This window comes from Corynebacterium sp. DNF00584, assembly GCF_001552965.1.
In the GTDB taxonomy this organism is placed as follows: Bacteria; Actinomycetota; Actinomycetes; order Mycobacteriales; family Mycobacteriaceae; genus Corynebacterium; species Corynebacterium phoceense.
The window spans coordinates 1-15,826 of the sequence record NZ_KQ959741.1; the positions used below are offsets into that span (position 1 = coordinate 1).

The 15,826-nt window shown below is 65.5% G+C and carries 16 protein-coding genes; 6 read left to right on the top strand and 10 right to left on the bottom strand.

Annotated features, from left to right (window positions below):
- The coding region (locus tag HMPREF0307_RS04740) for a DUF2200 domain-containing protein (protein WP_066488321.1) at positions 1–384 on the top strand (384 nt) is incomplete at its 5' end.
- On the opposite strand, the gene HMPREF0307_RS04745 is transcribed toward HMPREF0307_RS04740, so the two are convergent.
- The 4 genes from HMPREF0307_RS04745 to HMPREF0307_RS04760 are packed head-to-tail and all read right to left on the bottom strand — an operon-like array spanning position 365 to position 5,832.
- On the bottom strand, positions 365–1,477 hold the full coding sequence (locus HMPREF0307_RS04745) for an aminotransferase class I/II-fold pyridoxal phosphate-dependent enzyme (RefSeq protein WP_066488324.1): 1,113 nt from the start codon (positions 1,475–1,477) through the stop codon (positions 365–367). The two genes, HMPREF0307_RS04740 and HMPREF0307_RS04745, sit on opposite strands and share 20 nt — an antisense overlap.
- The gene (locus HMPREF0307_RS04750; protein ID WP_066488329.1) at positions 1,477–2,118 is read right to left on the bottom strand and encodes a DUF3239 domain-containing protein; all 642 of its coding nucleotides are present in this window, start codon (positions 2,116–2,118) and stop codon (positions 1,477–1,479) included. The genes HMPREF0307_RS04745 and HMPREF0307_RS04750 overlap by 1 nt, the downstream gene beginning before the upstream one ends.
- Positions 2,115–3,755, bottom strand: coding sequence for a DNA repair helicase XPB (locus HMPREF0307_RS04755; protein ID WP_066488334.1), 1,641 nt, complete (start codon positions 3,753–3,755; stop codon positions 2,115–2,117). Before HMPREF0307_RS04755 ends, HMPREF0307_RS04750 begins: the two co-directional genes overlap by 4 nt.
- Positions 3,756–3,765: 10 nt before the next feature.
- Entirely contained in the window at positions 3,766–5,832 is a 2,067-nt protein-coding gene (locus HMPREF0307_RS04760) for a helicase-associated domain-containing protein (RefSeq protein WP_066488337.1), read from the bottom strand.
- A 65-nt stretch (positions 5,833–5,897) separates the two neighbouring features.
- On the opposite strand from HMPREF0307_RS04760, the gene HMPREF0307_RS04765 reads away from it, so the two are divergent.
- Complete coding sequence (locus HMPREF0307_RS04765) at positions 5,898–6,086, top strand: hypothetical protein (RefSeq protein WP_066488345.1); 189 nt, start codon at positions 5,898–5,900, stop codon at positions 6,084–6,086.
- 204 nt (positions 6,087–6,290) lie between these two features.
- On the opposite strand, the gene HMPREF0307_RS04770 is transcribed toward HMPREF0307_RS04765, so the two are convergent.
- The gene (locus tag HMPREF0307_RS04770; protein ID WP_066488353.1) at positions 6,291–6,932 is read right to left on the bottom strand and encodes a resuscitation-promoting factor Rpf1 domain-containing protein; all 642 of its coding nucleotides are present in this window, start codon (positions 6,930–6,932) and stop codon (positions 6,291–6,293) included.
- Between the two features lie 406 nt (positions 6,933–7,338).
- On the opposite strand from HMPREF0307_RS04770, the gene HMPREF0307_RS04775 reads away from it, so the two are divergent.
- On the top strand, positions 7,339–7,719 hold the full coding sequence (locus HMPREF0307_RS04775; protein ID WP_066488595.1) for a cold-shock protein: 381 nt from the start codon (positions 7,339–7,341) through the stop codon (positions 7,717–7,719).
- A gap of 60 nt (positions 7,720–7,779) precedes the next feature.
- Here HMPREF0307_RS04775 and HMPREF0307_RS04780 read toward each other — a convergent pair whose 3' ends face one another.
- The gene (locus HMPREF0307_RS04780) at positions 7,780–8,352 is read right to left on the bottom strand and encodes a DUF2771 domain-containing protein (protein ID WP_066488362.1); all 573 of its coding nucleotides are present in this window, start codon (positions 8,350–8,352) and stop codon (positions 7,780–7,782) included.
- Positions 8,353–8,377: 25 nt separating this feature from the next.
- Entirely contained in the window at positions 8,378–9,244 is an 867-nt protein-coding gene (locus tag HMPREF0307_RS04785; protein ID WP_082723237.1) for a glutaminyl-peptide cyclotransferase, read from the bottom strand.
- A 44-nt stretch (positions 9,245–9,288) separates the two neighbouring features.
- Here HMPREF0307_RS04785 and HMPREF0307_RS04790 point away from each other — a divergent pair, with 44 nt between their 5' ends.
- The 3 genes from HMPREF0307_RS04790 to HMPREF0307_RS04800 all read left to right on the top strand — a co-directional run bounded on the left by HMPREF0307_RS04790 (position 9,289) and on the right by HMPREF0307_RS04800 (position 12,287).
- Entirely contained in the window at positions 9,289–9,948 is a 660-nt protein-coding gene (locus HMPREF0307_RS04790) for a DUF3027 domain-containing protein (protein WP_066488368.1), read from the top strand.
- A gap of 91 nt (positions 9,949–10,039) precedes the next feature.
- On the top strand, positions 10,040–11,443 hold the full coding sequence (locus HMPREF0307_RS04795) for an NCS2 family permease (RefSeq protein WP_066488597.1): 1,404 nt from the start codon (positions 10,040–10,042) through the stop codon (positions 11,441–11,443).
- Positions 11,444–11,477: 34 nt separating this feature from the next.
- The gene (locus HMPREF0307_RS04800) at positions 11,478–12,287 is read left to right on the top strand and encodes a TrmH family RNA methyltransferase (protein WP_066488370.1); all 810 of its coding nucleotides are present in this window, start codon (positions 11,478–11,480) and stop codon (positions 12,285–12,287) included.
- Positions 12,288–12,497: 210 nt separating this feature from the next.
- Here the strand turns inward: HMPREF0307_RS04800 and HMPREF0307_RS04805 are convergent, their stop codons facing one another.
- The 3 genes from HMPREF0307_RS04805 to serC form a co-directional block, all read right to left on the bottom strand.
- Entirely contained in the window at positions 12,498–13,364 is an 867-nt protein-coding gene (locus HMPREF0307_RS04805) for a DUF6928 family protein (protein ID WP_066488372.1), read from the bottom strand.
- Between the two features lie 46 nt (positions 13,365–13,410).
- Positions 13,411–14,544 carry a septation protein SepH gene (gene sepH / locus HMPREF0307_RS04810; protein ID WP_066488373.1) on the bottom strand — a complete coding sequence of 378 codons (1,134 nt, stop codon included), beginning with the start codon at positions 14,542–14,544 and terminating at the stop codon, positions 13,411–13,413.
- A 66-nt stretch (positions 14,545–14,610) separates the two neighbouring features.
- Positions 14,611–15,747, bottom strand: a complete 1,137-nt coding sequence (gene serC / locus HMPREF0307_RS04815) for a phosphoserine transaminase (RefSeq protein WP_066488376.1) — start codon at positions 15,745–15,747, stop codon at positions 14,611–14,613.
- Between the last annotated feature and the right edge of the window lie 79 nt (positions 15,748–15,826).

Here is a 15,826-nt window from a genome sequence, read left to right on the forward strand (position 1 = left end):
CCCCCGACGTGTCTACTTTCCAGGGGTCAGGCCCAGCATAAGATTTACTCGTTTGCGTTTGGTGACATCTACGACGCCTATGTGGCGAAGGCCGAGCGGAAGGAGCCCACGGAGTCGGAGGTGCGTGAGCTCATCCAGTGGATGACGGGCTACGACGATGACGGCCTGGACGAGGTGCGTGCTGATGGCACGACCATGCGGGAGTTCTTTGAGAAGGCGCCGGCGCTCAACCCTGCCAGGGAACTGGTGACGGGCAGCATCTGCGGCGTGAAGATTCAGGAGTTGGAAAGCCCGCTGATGAAACTGATTCGCCAGCTCGACAAGGTCATTGACGAGCTGGCGAAGGGCAAAGCAATGGAAAAGATTAAGCGGTCAAACGCTTAACGGCCTCGCGGATGACCTCGGGGCGCTTGCAGAAGGCGAAGCGCACGAAGTTCTTCCACGGCTCGGGGTTGTCCGTAAAAGGGGACAAAGGGATGGCGGCGACGCCGCGCTCGGCAGGTAGGCGGGTGCAGAATTCGATGGCGTCTTCGTGGACGTCGGCCACCAGGTAATAGGTGCCAGGGGTAGCGAAGACTTCGTATCCCAGCGAGGCCAGGCCTTCAGCGAGGATGTCGCGGCACTCTTCGAGGCCGGTGACCATGTTGGTCTGCCACTGCTGCTCGTGGGTGAGGGCGTGGGCGACGGCGGGCTGGAAGGGCGTCGTGGAGACGAAGGACATGAACTGCTTGGCCTTGATGACGCCGTCGAGTAGCTCCGGAGTCGCGATAGCCCAGCCGGTCTTCCAGCCGGTCGCGTTGAAGGACTTGGCGGCAGACGAGATCTTGATGGTGCGCTCGGCCATGCCCGGCAAGTCGCGCACGGAGGTAAAGGAGCCGTGGAAGACGAGGTCCTCGTAGACTTCATCAGCGAGGATAAGGAGGTCGTGCTCGACGCAGAGCTCGGCAAGGGCGTCGAGTGCGGGGCGGGAGAAGACGGAGCCCGTCGGGTTATGCGGAGAGTTGATGATGATCATCGCCGTCTTGTCCGTCACGGCGGCGCGCACGGCGTCTACGTCGAGGTCCCACGTGCCGGCGGTAGGGGTGAGGGGGACGGGGACGCGGGTGGCATCGGCAAGCGCGATGGCCGCGGCGTAGGCGTCGTAGTAGGGCTCGAGGACAATGACCTCTTGGCCGGGCTCGACGAGGCCGAGGACGGTGGCCGTGATGGCCTCCGTGGCGCCGGCGGTGACCACGAGGTGGTCGGTGGGGACGCCGTAGTGGGCGGAGAGGGCATCGAGAAGCTGGGGCACACCGCGCAGGGGCGCGTACTGGTTATGGCCGGTGGCGATCTGCTCCTGGGCGATCTCGAGCATGCGGGCGGGGCCGTCGGTGTCTGGGAAGCCCTGGCCAAGGTTAATTGCGTTGTGCTTGGTGGCGAGGGCGGTCATGGTGGAGAAGACGGTCTCGCCACACTGCTGGAGGCGCTGGACTGTCATTAGAGCACCAATAGATCGAACTTGGTGGCCTTGACGTCCGTGAGGCGCTTGCGGGCGCGGTCGAGGCGGTGCCACTCTTCCTCGGGGATGGAGGTGCGCGCGATCTTGACGATGTCCTGGTCAGGCGTGCCCCAGGCGATGGGCATGGGGGTGATCTGCTGCCAGTGGTCCTGGTCGCTGCTGGCGCGGTGGCCGGAGACGGCGGCGACGGGAATCTTCGTGCCGACGGTGCGGTTCGCCAGGCCCGGGATAGTGGTGACGGTGCGCAGTGCTGCGCCCCAACGCGGTGGGAGGTTCGGGTCGACGTTGGTGTTGACGAGAGCCATGAGGACCATGTCGCGCTCGTTGACCTCGGCGATGACGGCGGGGGCGAGCGGATACGCGTTGTAGAGCTCCTGGGCGGTGCCGACCTTGCGGGAGGCGACGACGCCGACGATGGCCATCATGATGCCGAAGAGCGCTAGGCCGATGCCGATGGTGATGGACCAGATGGCGTCTACGAGGACGTAGACGGCGATGCCGGCGAGGATGAGCACGAGGCCCATGACGAGACCCGAATTGCGTAGACGTACGGAGTCGCGGAGAAGTTCGTTGTTTTTCTTGGCGAACGCCTCGTCGACGTCGAATTTGAAGATCTTCATAGTTCCTCCAAGTCTAGTGCGTCCACGAGCCGGTACGCGTAACCCTGCTCCGCGAGGAAGCGTTGGCGGTGGACGGCGTATTCGGCGTCGAGGGTATCGCGGGTGACCAGCGTGTAGAAATGCGCCTCGCGCCCGTCCGACTTAGGCCGCAGCAGGCGGCCCAGCCGCTGGGCCTCCTCCTGGCGGGAGCCGAAGGTGCCGGAGACCTGGATGGCCAGGGCGGCCTCGGGAAGGTCGATCGAGAAGTTGGCGACCTTGGAGACAACGAGGGTGTGGATCTCGCCGTCGCGGAATTGCTGGAAGAGTTTCTCGCGCTTGGCATTGGAGGTCTTTCCATGAATGACGGGTGCGCCTATGCGCTTTCCGATGCCCTCGAGCTGCTCGAGGTAGCCGCCGATGATGAGGGCTTGCTGGCCTTCGTGCTGCTTGAGCAAGGTTTCGACGACATGGTCCTTGGCTTCGGCGGAAGCGGCGATGCGGTAGCGGTCGCGCGGCTGGGCGGTGGCGTAGAGCATGCGTTCCTCGGGGCCGAGGTCGACGCGAACCTCGACGCAGTCGGCGGTGGCGATAAAGCCCTGCTGTTCGAGCTCCTTCCAAGGCGCGTCGTAGCGCTTGGGGCCGATGAGGGAGAAGACGTCACCCTCGGCGCCGTCCTCGCGGACGAGAGTGGCGGTAAGCCCGAGGCGACGGCGAGACTGGAGATCCGAGGTCATGCGGAACACGGGTGCGGGCAGGAGATGGACCTCGTCGTAGATGATAAGGCCCCAGTCGCGGGAGTCGAAGAGCTCGAGCGCGCGGTATTCGCCCTTCGTCTTGCGGGTGACGACCTGGTAGGTGGCGATGGTGACGGGTTTTATTTCCTTCTTCTCGCCGGAGTATTCGCCGATTTCATTCTCGGTAAGCGTGGTGCGCTTGAGCAGCTCATCGCGCCATTGCCGGCCGGCGACGGTGTTAGTGACGAGGATGAGCGTGGTGGCCTGGGCCTTGGACATGGCGGCCGCGCCCACGACGGTCTTGCCGGCGCCGCAGGGCAGCACGACGACGCCGGAGCCGCCGGCCCAGAAGGAGTCCGCGGCGTACTGCTGGTAGTCACGCAGGTGCCAGTCATCCTCGGTGAGCGCGATGGGGTGGGACTCGCCGTCGACGTAGCCGGCGAGGTCCTCTGCGGGCCAGCCGACCTTGAGCAGCTCCTGCTTGAGGCGGCCGCGCTCTGAGGGCGGGACGGCGATGGTGTTGCCGTCGATGCGCGCGCCGAGCATGCCGCCGACCTTCTTGTGACGTTCGAGCTCGACGAGGATGGCAGGCTCATCGGATTCGAGGATGAGTCCGTGGGCCGGGTGGGCCTGGAGGCGCACGCGGCCGTAGCGCGACATTGTCTCCGCGACGTCGATGAGCAGCGCCTGCGGGACGGGGAAGCGCGAATACGTCTCGAGGACGTCGACGACTTGCTCCGCGTCGAAGCCGGCGGCGCGGGCGTTCCACAGCGCGAGCGGGGTGATGCGGTAGGTATGGATATGCTCCGGGGCGCGCTCGAGCTCGGCGAAGGGGGCCAGGGCTGCGCGGGCGGCATCGGCAAGCTCGTGGTCGACCTCAAGGAGGACGGTCTTATCCGACTGGACGATAAGCGGGCCATTCATTCGGCCCAGTTTAGTCCTTAAGCCGCGCGCTCATAATCCGGTGGAGGGGGAAGCGGACGGGGTGGCCGTCGCGGTCGAGGGCGTCGACCTGGCCGCCGGCGACGGTGAGCGGGGTGACGGTGACCTCGCGCGGGCGGCCGTTGCGGTCCGCGTAGCCCACGACGATGAGTCGGGAGCCGCGGGCGGCTGCCTCGATGAGTCCGATGTCCGGTCCTTCTGGAGTTTGATTGGGCTCGGCGGTGCGGATGGCGGCGACGGCACGCGCGACATCGGGCTCCTCGCGGCGGGGCGCGTGCGCGCGAGGCGTGGGCAGGAGCGCTGGCTCGGGGTGGACAGCGATGGAGGCGCCATGCTCGTCTTCGGCGGCGGGGGCGAAACCGTTGCTTCGTAGCTCTTCGAGGACGAGCCTTAAGCGTTGCTGGGAGATGGCGACGGTGGGCGCAAGCAGCCTAAGGGAGTCCACGGCGGCGACGGCTTGGGCGAGCAGGGCCTCGTCCTCGCAGCGGACGTAAGCGAGCGCCGTGCCGGAGCGCAGTGTGCCGTGCCGGCGGGCGACGTCGTCGATGAGGAATTCCACGGCCTGAGGGACCTCGCCGAGGGCATGGGCCTGGAGGAAGTCCTTGATCTCCTGGGCCGTCATACCGGAGTCCATGCCGCGGCGCAGCGACTCGGTGGAGATGCGGTAGACGCTGGCCAGGCCCGGTGACTCGAGATCCGCGAGATTCTCCAGCGTGCGCAGCAGCTCCGTGACGAGCGGGCCCGGGGTGAGCACCGTCATGTCAGCCTGCATGATGAATTGCTCGACGGCCTCGGGCACGGGGCGCTCCTGGACGAGGGCGCCGCGGGCGGTAACGCCCAGCCACTGGGCCTCGGCGTGGAGGCGCTCGATGGTGGCCGGTTGCGTGTGCGCGGCGAAGAGAGGACTGGCAAAGCGGAGGTCTTCCCAGAACTCTTCGAGGTTGAGCGGTTGGCTGCTGTTCCTGTAGACGTCGAGGATTCTCGCCCGGTGGCGCGGCAGATAGTCGTGAGCGGTCTCCTGGTCGAGGCCGCGCTGCGACTCCCACGCGGCCCACGGGGAGGTCTCCCACGCGTCGAGGAGGACCTGGAGGCGGTCGGGGAGTGGGGCGTCGGCCCATTCTTGTGCCGCCTGCGTGGGAGCCAGGAAGTTGCCCTCCGGACCGCCCTTCGGTTCTCCGCGGCCGAGGAGGCGCGCGTGGAAGCCGAGCGCGATGAGTTCCTTGACGTAGTCCGTGTCGAGTTTCCTGGCCAGGTGTGCGAGGGGGCGGACGCCCACCGTCTTGTCCTTGAGCAGCTCGACCGGCTCTTGGCCCAGGATGTCGATGAGACGGCCCATGAGACGCACGACGTCGAGGCCCGCGGCGGCGCCGGCTTCGCTAGTCTTCTGGTCCTGTACCGGCCCACCTTGGCGGCCGGACGGCTCCAGCGGGATGTTGAGCGGCGCTTGGCCTCGGAGCGCGAGGCGCGTGGCCCGCGGCAGGCGGACGGTCCGCGCGTCGACGCGCTGGAGGAGCCCCGCCGCGATAAGCCGGGGGATGGGGCGCGCCGGGTCCGCGTCTGGGGCAGCGTCGCGCGTGGTGCCCAGGCCCGTGGGCGCGAGGGTCTCCAGCACGCGGCGTTGTTCATTGTCGAGTTTTTCGATATCCGCCGGGTCCACGGCATGCTGTTCGAGCAGCGACCAGTCTGCGGGAAGCGCCGCCATGACCTCGCGGGGGACCATGACGCGGGAGTCGTCGGTGTTAAAGACGAGGGCTTTGTCTTTCAACGCGTCGATGACCGCGGCGGTGCCTGAAGGAGCGAACTCCACGGGTTCGAATTCTGCACCGGCAGCCACGAGTCGTTCCAGTATGGCCAGTTCTGCTGCGGTGCACGTGGCGAGCGCGCGGGCGAGGGAGGTGCGCAGGAGCAGGCGCGTGGCGAGCGGGGCAATGCCTGGGGGTAGCGGATGCGTGGCATCGGGGCGGTGAGTGAGGATGCGCGCGAGTTCATCGTCGCTGCGTTTGCCCAGCCAGGAGCGGAAATCAGTGGCTGGGGTGGCCGGCGTGTGAGAAGAAACCATATCGGGTGACAAGTCTAACCCCGATTAAGTTACGTTTTCCGCGCAGGTTTGGCAGAATATAGGGCATGTCGAATGTAGAGAAGAAGGGCCACGTGTCCCCGGCTTGGCCGAAGAACGACGCCCGCGAGCACGCAATTACCGAAATTTCCGCTCCGTTTGCCGGCGCTTCGAGCCCGTACGGTGACGACACTGTTCTGCCTCTCCCGGCTGAGAAGCTGAACTACGTTCACCCGTACACGCGCATCAACCGCTAAGGTTTCGGCGCACGCATGGCACCCTTCGGGGTGCCTTTCGTCGTTTTCGGGTGGAGCAGGCGAGCAGAATCTGCCTCACTTCGTGGCTGCAGAGCCTCACTGGGCGCAGACTGTGGCGACTTTTGTTCGTGGCTACGCGACCCCAAAACCACGAAAGCCCACGCCGCTCCGCAGGGGAGCGCGTGGGCTGAACGCTATCGGTGCTTACAGGGAAGCGATGACAGCGGCAATCGGGTCGACCGAGTTGCGGTTGGCCGCGTAGAGGTTGTTGAGGGACTCGCGGTTGGCCTTGTACTGCTCCTTGAAGTTGGCGGGCAGCTGGTAGCCGTACTTAGTGGCGGTGTCCGTGATCAGCGCGTAGAGGTTGTCCACGGCGAGGTCATCGGACTCGGAGGAAGCCTGTGCCGGAGCGGCCGGGGCAGCAGCCTCAGGCTGAGCGGCGGGGGCCGGAGCCGGAGCCGGGGTGGCATCGAGATTGCGCGGCGTCGGGGCGGAGTTCAGGCCCAGGGACGCGGAGCAGGCCGGCCATGCGCCCCAGCCCTGTGCGGCGAGGGTGCGCTCGGCGACAGCAATCTGCTGCTCACGGGTGGCCTGGTTGGCGGTCGGGGCGAACTCGCCGCCGCCGTAGGCCTGCCAGGTGGAAGCGGAGAACTGCAGGCCGCCGTGGTAGCCGTTGCCGGTGTTGATGGCCCAGTTGCCGCCGGACTCGCACTGTGCGAGGCGGTCCCAGTCAGAATCCGGGGCCGCGGAGGCGGTCGGGGCCATGAGGGTGGCAGCGGCGCCGAAGGCGACGGTGGTGGCGGCGAACTTAGCGGCCGTGTGCTTCTTAGCGGAATGACGTCCCATGATTGAGTGTTCCTCTCTCTTCCCGCTATAAGTACTGAATGCGCGTCGGTCAAAAGTGTCGGGCTGGGTCAGGCTGCAACCGTTTGGATTGATAAGCGGGTGGTTGCCGGCCGTGAGCCGTGGTGCTCCGACTTAAGCGCTTGGGGGACACGGTACCGGTTTATAACGAAAGTGTCACGTTCTTTGACCTTTTCGTGACAATGTCCGCTCGCCGGAGCCGGCCGCCTAATGAAAAATCCCAGGTGAACGGATTTTGAGAAGCGTTACAATCGATTTTGTGAGACGCGCCACACGGGTCGCCGCGCCACGATTGTGATGTGATTTCGCAACCGGCGGGCGCGTAGTAAAATGACATCTTCCCCTGAATACTCTTTTATCCCTAAGACACAAGAAAGTGGTGAGCCTCGTGCCTATCGGCAAAGTGAAGTGGTACGACGCGGAGAAGGGCTTTGGCTTTGTCTCCAATCCCGGCAGCGAGGATGTCTTCGTTGGACGTTCCGTACTCCCGGAGGGCGTTGAGGAGCTGGTGCAAGGCCAGCGCATCGAGTTCGACTTCGCGGCCGGCCGCCGCGGCCCGCAGGCGTTGCGCGTGAACGTGCTCGACAAGCCGCGTCGCCGCACCCCGTCCCGCAAGCCCGAGGAATTGGGCTCCATGATTGCAGACGTCATGACGGTCCTCGAGTCCCAGGTGCAGCCTTCGCTCACCGCAGGGCACTACCCGGACCGCAAGACCGGACGCGATGTCGCCGCCATCCTGCGCGCCATCGCCAAGGAGCTTGATTCATAAAAAACGCACCGCGCGTCACCGTGAGACCACAGTGACGCGCGTTTGTTATTGGGGAGAAGATTATTCAGCCGGGGCAGAAGACGTCGCCGTCGCCGCCGCGAGCTCATCCGGGGCAAGAGTAGACAGGGACCATACAGCCGTATACGGCGTTTCCTCGCCGCCCTCATTGGTGCCCAGCAGCACCGCAGAAACCTCCACGACGGCCAGGTGCGCCTTCTTGCCTTCCGATGCCCCCTCCACCGAGCCCGGAACTTCCACCACCGTCGTCTCGCCGGCGCCGTGGAGCTGCTCATCGTTGGCCGCCGGGTCGTCGTAGATGGTGAGCAGCTGCCACTGGTTGGACGCGATATCGTCAGGCACCTCGATCTTCAAGGTGTCATTCTCGCCGACGACGAGGTTGGGCACCTCGCCCTCGGGGCAGTCCGCGCCGGGCTCGCACACCATGTACGGGGCGACCTCCATGGATTCATCACCGACGGATGCGGTGACCTTAATATCCTGCGGCTGCGCCCCTGGCTTATTGCTGCGCCAGTTCTGGAAGAGTACGACCGCCACGACGATCACGACGACGGCGATGATGACCGCCAGTAATTGGAGGAGGGATTTCTTCTTAGCCTCTTTGCGCGTTGCCATGGTGCAAAATACTACTCGACGGACACTACGTGTCGGACGCAGCGGGCTCGAAGCTCACTCGGTACAGATCCGGCCAGCGCTTGCCCGTGACGTAGAACTGGTCCGTGCCCTTGATGTGCGCGATGCCGTTGAGCACGTTATTGGGATCGTCCGCCGCGTTATTCTTCACGCCCGACGCGTCGATGACGCCGGTGACCTCGCCGGTGGCCGGGTCGATACGCAGGATGTCCGTGCTAAACCACACGTTGGCATAGACGTGGCCGTCGACGCACTCGAGCTCGTTAATCTCGTTGACCGGTGCGCCGTCCCGCGTGACCGTGACGCGCGAGCGCTCCTCGAAGTTATCCGGGTCGAGGTGGCGCAGTTCCGCTGTGCCGTCCGACATGATGAGTTCGTTGTCGAGCGCGCACAGACCCCAGCCTTCGCCCTCGTAGTGGGCGCGGCCGGTTTCTTTCAGCGTCGCCGCGTTGTAGCGGATGGCCTCGCCGGCCTTCCACGTGAGCTGCCAGATGGAATCCTCAAACTGGGTAATGCCCTCGCCGAAGAGCCGCGGGTCCAGGTCGACCGACGCGCGCTCGTCGCCCGTGACCGGATCAAAGCGGTAGAGGCGGGACTCGCCGTACTGGCCGGTGCCTACCCACAGCTCGCCGTCCTCGGTGGCCTCGAGGCCCTGCGTAAACGACGTCGCATCAAAAGGCAGCGTCTCGTGGACGACCGCGGTGAGTTTCTCCACCTCGGCCGGGGCGGCGGAGGTGGGGGAGGAGGAACCATCAGTGCCGCACGCGGCGAGGAGCGCGGCGGGCACGATGAGCGCGGCGACCCCGGCGGCCACCTGCGACCGCGGAGTGGCCGCAGGGGAAGAGGAAAACCGAGCTGTGAGAGAGCGAAGCATACCTAAGGACGCTACCACGGCGCGGATGGCCCATAATAGGAAGCGTGTCAAGCAAAAAGAGAGAGTCCACCCACCGCAACCCGCTCCTCGGCGCGCGCGCTGTGGAGGTGGCGCGGGAGGCCGTTGCCGAGCTGGGCGAAGGGGGCATCGGCAAGCATATTGGCGTCGCCGGGCTCACGCGCAACGTCGCGACGCACCGCTTTGAGGCCGACATGCCTGGCTACCCGGGCTGGGAGTGGCAGGCGGTGCTCGCGTGCGCGGCGGGCTCGGAGGACGTGACCGTCAACGAGGTCGCGCTCGTGCCCGGCGGCGACGCCCTCCAGGCACCCGAGTGGGTGCCCTATGCCGAGCGCGTGCGTCCCGGCGACCTCGGCCCGGGTGACCTCATGCCGGTGCCTGACGATGACCGTCTCGACGACTTTGGCAACCTCACCGAAGCCGCCGTCCAGGACGCCCGCACACGTTGGCGCACCGGCGAGTTCGGCCCGAATTCCGCCATGGCGGCTGCGGCCCCGCTGCAGTGCAAGACGTGCGCTTTCATGGTTCCGTTCATGCCCAACTTCGGAGTGTGTGCAAACGCATATTCCGCCGATGGCCGCGTGGTCCACGCCACGTATGGCTGCGGCGCGCACTCAAATACCACGGTCACAGAGACCGACAACGAGCCCGGCCGCGCCTTCGACGACGAAAAGCCCATCTTCTGATCTAGTCCAGTTTTGCGTTTTTGCCTGTGGTGGGGGAATCTTTGCAGGTAAAACTCAATCCTCCTGGCACTAGGTAAAGGGGCTCTTGATCGTGAAGACTGCTCTCGATCGGTATTTCCATATCTCTGAACGCGGTTCCACTGTAGGAACCGAAGTCCGCGCGGGAACGGTCTCGTTCTTCGCGATGGCGTACATCATCCTGCTCAACCCGCTCATCTTGGGCACCACACCCGACGTCAACGGCCACGCGCTCGGCATCCCGCAGGTCGCGGCCGCCACGGCGCTTATCGCCGGCATTATGACCATCGCCTTCGGCGCTATCGCCCGCTACCCATTCGCCATGGCGGCGGGCCTGGGTATGAACACCTTTGTTGCGGTCACGATGGTCGCCACCAAGGGCCTGTCCTGGCAGGAGGCCATGGGTCTCGTGGTCATCGAGGGCAGCATCATCGTGCTGTTGGCCGTCTCCGGCTTCCGCACCGCCGTCTTTGAGGCCATCCCGCACTCCATGAAGGCCGCGATGGGCGTCGGTATTGGTATGTTCATCGCCATCATCGGCTTCGTGGACGGCGGGTTTGTCACCCGCGTGCCGGACGCCGCGCACACCACCGTGCCGGTTGGCCTGGGTATCAACGGCTCCATTGCGACCTGGCCGGCCTTCGTCTTCGTTATAGGCCTGCTCATCTGCGCCTTCTGCGTCATCCGCAACGTCCCGGGCGGCCTGTTCCTGGCGATTGTCATCACGACCGTCATCGCGATCATCCTGCAGGCTCTCTTCCCCAACGAGGACTGGGGCATGGCCACCCCGGGCGCCCCGTCGTCGCTCGGCGGCATGCCGGATCTCTCCATCGTGGGTGAGGTGAGCCTCTTCGGCGCGTTCACCAAGCTGGGCGTCGTCGCCACCGTGCTACTCATCTTCACGCTGCTGCTCACCAACTTCTTCGACGCCATGGGCACCATGACGGGCCTGGGCAAGCAGGGCGACCTCGTCGACGAGGACGGCGTTCTGCCGGACATGAAGAAGGCCCTGGTCGTCGAGGGCTTCGGCGCCGTGGCCGGCGGCCTGGGCTCCGCCTCCTCCAACACCGTCTTTGCAGACTCTTCTGCGGGCATCGCCGATGGCGCCCGCACCGGCCTGGCCAACATCACGACGGGTGTGCTCTTCCTGCTCGCCATGTTCTTGACCCCGCTCTATGAGATCGTCCCGATCGAGGCCGCCGCACCGGTCCTCGTCATCGTGGGCGTGCTCATGGCCTCCCAGATCACCGAGATCGAGTGGCACAAGATGGAGGTCGCCATCCCGGCGTTCCTCACCATCGTGGTCATGCCGTTTACTTACTCCATCGCCAACGGCATTGGCGTGGGCTTCATCGCCTTCGCTGCCATGGCTGTCTTCGCAGGCAAGGCCAAGCAGGTCCACTGGATCATGTGGCTCGTGGCCGCGATGTTCGTGGTCTATTTCGGCATGGGACCGATTTCCTCCGTTATCGTTTAGTTCGCTGCATTCCCGACACGGTAGTGTCGGGTACATGCGCTACGTAATTGAAGACGTCAACGACCCTCGCCTAGATGACGTTCGGAACTTGAAAAAGTCCGACGCCCACGGCGAGGGTCTTGTCATTGGCGAGGGCCCCATCATCGTCGAGCGCCTGCTCGCCTCCGCGTACCCCACCCGCTGCATTGTGGGCTTCAAGGCGAAGATCGACACCTACCTGTCGCAGCACGAGGTGCCCGACGACGTGCCCATCTACGAGGTCACCCGCGACATGCTCACTGAGGTCGCCGGCTTTGACATGCACCGCGGCCTGCTCGCGTCCGCGGACCGCCTGGACGCCTGGTCGGTCGACGAGGTCATCGAGGGTGCACAGACGCTCGTCGTCATGGAAGGCGTGGGCGACCACGAGAATATCGGCGGCATCTTCCGCAACGCCGCGGGTATGGATGTCGACGGCGTGCTGCTGGGCTCCGGCACCGCGGACCCGCTCTACCGACGCAGCGTCCGCGTGTCCATGGGCCACGTCCTGCGCCTGCCGTGGGCCCGCTTCGAGGGCGGCTACACCAATTGGCAACATAAGCTGGCCAAGCTTTCCGATGCCGGCTTCCGTCTCGTCTCCTTAACCCCCAGCGAGGACGCGGTCCACCTGGCCCAAGCTCTCAAGGGCGCCGAGAAGGTCGCGCTCCTCGTGGGCGCCGAAGGCCCCGGCCTTACCGAACACGCGATGAAGGCCACGGACGTCCGCGCACGCATTCCGATGGCCCCGGGAACCGATTCCTTGAACGTGGCGACGTCCGCGGCGATTGCGTTCTACGAGCGCCAGCGCTCGCTGCTCGACTTCTAGCCCCGCGCTCCCCAGTCCTGGCGGCATTGTTACGCTTCAGGCCGAGATGTGCCGATTTTCGGCTCACGCGGAGGGCACAGTCGGCTTGGAGTGTGATTGGCCGCGGCTGGATCTACGTTCAGGACATATAGGGCACCGTGTGGGCGCTCGGGAAGGGGCTTATATGTCCTGAAGGGACTTTTGTGTCAATTTTCAGCGCGCGCGGAGGGGCTAGCGGCGGCGGTTCTTGAAGAACGTGACGACGCGCGAGGCAATGGTGCGGCCGAGGTCCGCGAGGTCGTGCGCGGTGCGCTGGGCGGACTCGGCGATGGTGGACTCGGGCTCGGCCTCGGGGTCTGCGTAGTCGTCGTAAGCGCCGTTGGCGGGGCCGACGCCCAGCTTCGCGGCGGAGGTCTCGACGAGCTCGGAGGTGGACTTAGGTGCGGGGGCCGGGTCGACCTTGGGCTCGGGGCGGCCGTCGATGGCGTAGCCCACGACGTCGAGGTTGGGACCGTTCTCGCCGATTTCCACGCCGAGCCAGGTGCGCTCGGCTTCCTGCATGAGCTCCTGGGGGACGAAGGGCAGCGTGATGGCACCGAAGGTGGAGGGGCGGTGCTCGCCGGCCCAGTAGGGGCCTTCGTAAGGCTCGGGCAGGCCGATGTCCTCGATGAACTCGGTGCGCGTCGAGCACAGGGAGCGCTTGAGCTCGTAGTTCTCCCAGTGTGCCATGCCGGCGTAGCCCTCCTCCTCGTTGGACGCGAAGGCGAAGATGTGCTTGGCGTTGATGGCGCGCAGCAGGAGCGGGGAGAGCTTGGAGAGCGTGAGGGCGTCGTCCATGATGACGGTCTGGACCACGGTCACGCCGGGGTAGCCGCCGATGTAGAACTCGCCCACGTCAGCCTGCGCGGAGCGGCCGAGCGGGAACTGGCCAATGGGCGTCACGGGGAACGCCGGATTGAGCTGGCTCAAGTACTTGCGCCCGAAGCCGCGGTCCGCCTTGGGATCGGCGTTGAGGACCTTCGCGATGTCAGCGGCGGGCTCGGAGCTGTCGCCCACGGTGACGTACCAGAGAGTAAGGACTGCGCGTGAGATGTTCATGAGAGGGAATCTTTCTTGAGTGAACGTCTAGAGCTGGACTGGGCGGTTAGTCGCGGGGACGCTTCGTGTTGCCGCGCACGCCGAGGAGGACGTCTTCCCAGTTCGGCGTCGAGGCGCGACGACGGCGCTTGGACGGCTTGGGCGCGGGCGACGGATGCTGGAGAAACTCCTCGTCCTTGTCGTTGGACTCGGACGCTGCGTTGGCTTTTTCCTCAGAGGGCTCCGCATCCTCGGAGTCGTGCGGGGTGCCCACGGGCGCGATGGTAGGAGCGGTGAGGTCCGTGACGTCGGTGACCTCGACCACGGTCTCGTCCTCCTCGGAGGCGTCGGCGCGGCGGGAGTGGCGCAGCGCGTCCAGTTCGTCCTGCTCGCCGTAGGAATACGGATCGAAGTCCTCGTCCTCGCGGGCGTCGAGTGCCTCGACACGGCGGGAACCGCGGCCGACGGAGGTGAGCGAGCGTACCGGCTGGACGAAGTCCGGGTCAGTGAGGTCAGCGGCCACGGTGTTGCGGGCGACGAGGGTGGACGCGGAGCCGGAGGACTCACGCAAGGTCCACTCGGCCTCGTTTTCGCTCAGGCCCGTCTTCCACGTGACGCGGACGGTCCAGGGCTGGCCCTTCTCGCGGTAGGCGTCCCACGCGGCGTCAGAAAGTGAGTGGCCGCGGGCGGCGAAGGCGGTGGCGAGGACCTCGTAGATGGTGAGCTTGGCTGGGCCGTCCTCGCGGACCGGGTGGGCCTGTTTGGCGAGCTCCGCGATGCGCGAGCGCTCCATGAGCACGGGGTGTGCGAAGGGCTCGACGCGGGATTCGGCGACGCCCATTTCCTCGGCAAGTTCGGCGACGGTGGCGCCAGCGCGGATGCGGTGCTGAATCTCCGGCGGGCGCATGCTCAGCTTCTCGGTGGTGGGACGGCGCGGCGCGGAGCCGACGGCCGTCAGCCGCGGGGCAGGAGCAGGTGCTGCGGGTGCTTCCGATGCCGCCGGTGCCTCCGGCACATCCTGCTCGGCCGGAGCCTGGGGCTCCGGTGCGGTAGAGGGGGCATCGTCAGGCTGGGCGGCAAGCTGGGCGCGAATATCCGGGGCGAGGGCGCCGAGATCGAGGAAGAATTCCTCTCCGTCTTCGGTGCGCAGCACCAAAGAGGTCTCGGTCGACTCGTTGTCGACCACGAATAATTCGCGCATGATCGCTCTCCTTTAATTCCTGTCGCGATGGCGGACTGTGGTGTCCACCATATCGCAGGAAAGGAGCTACTTGGCGGCTGCCGCGCCCGAATCGAGCACGTAATCGATAGCCTTCGTGAGCTTTTCGACGTCCTCGGTCTCGATGGCGGGGAACATGCCGATGCGCAGCTGGTTGCGGCCGAGCTTGCGGTAGGGCTCCGTGTCTAGGATGCCGTTGGCGCGCAGGGCAGCGGCAAGAGCGGCGGCGTCGATGGAGTCATCGAAGTCGATGGTGCCGACGACGAGGGAGCGTGCGTCCTTTTCGGCGACGAACGGGGTAACACCCTCGCGGGCCTCGGCCCAGTTGTAGAGGACATCCGAGTTGGCGGTGGTGCGTTTGACCATGCCCTCGAGCTTGCCGTTGGCGTTCATCCACTCGACCTGGTCGGCGAGCATGAGCAGGGTAGCGACGGCCGGCGTGTTGTAGGTCTGGTTCTTACGCGAGTTGTCTACGGCGGTCTGCAGGTTGAGGAAGGCCGGGATGAAGCGGTCCGAGACGTTGATCTTCTCGATGCGCTCCAGAGCCGCCGGGCTCATGGCAGCGAGCCACAGGCCGCCGTCCGAGGCGAAGCACTTCTGCGGGGAGAAGTAGTAGACGTCAGCTTCCTTCATGTCGACAGGCAGGCCGCCGGCGCCGGAGGTCGCGTCGATAGCAACGAGGGCGTCCGAGTTGGGGCGCTTGATCTGAGTCATGGCACCCGTGGAGGTCTCGTTGTGTGCCCACGCGACGACGTCTGCGCCCTCGAGGTTGAGATCCGCGGAGGAGGGGGCGGTGCCGACGGGGGCATCCGTGATGTTCGGCTCGTCGAGCCACGGAGCCTGCTTGGAGGCCTTGGCGAACTTGCCGGAGAACTCACCGAATGTAAGGTGCGAGGACTTCTTTTCGATAAGGCCGAAGGTGGCGGCATCCCAGAAGGCGGTGGCGCCGCCCAGGGAGAGGATGATCTCGTAACCGTCGGGCAGAGAGAAGAATTCAGACAGGCCGTCACGGACGCGGCCGACGACGTCCTTAACAGCGGGCTTGCGGTGGGAAGTGCCGATGATGTCGATGCCGTGGTTGGCGATGGCCTCGATCTGGGACGGACGAACCTTGGACGGACCGCAACCAAAGCGGCCATCGGACGGGACAAACTCTGCAGGAATCTGAATGCTGGGGTTGCTCATGCGGTTATAATAGCCACCACTCACGGGTTTTCGGTTGCTTACTAGAAAAAGGGGACTAATTCACCCCGACCGCAGGTTG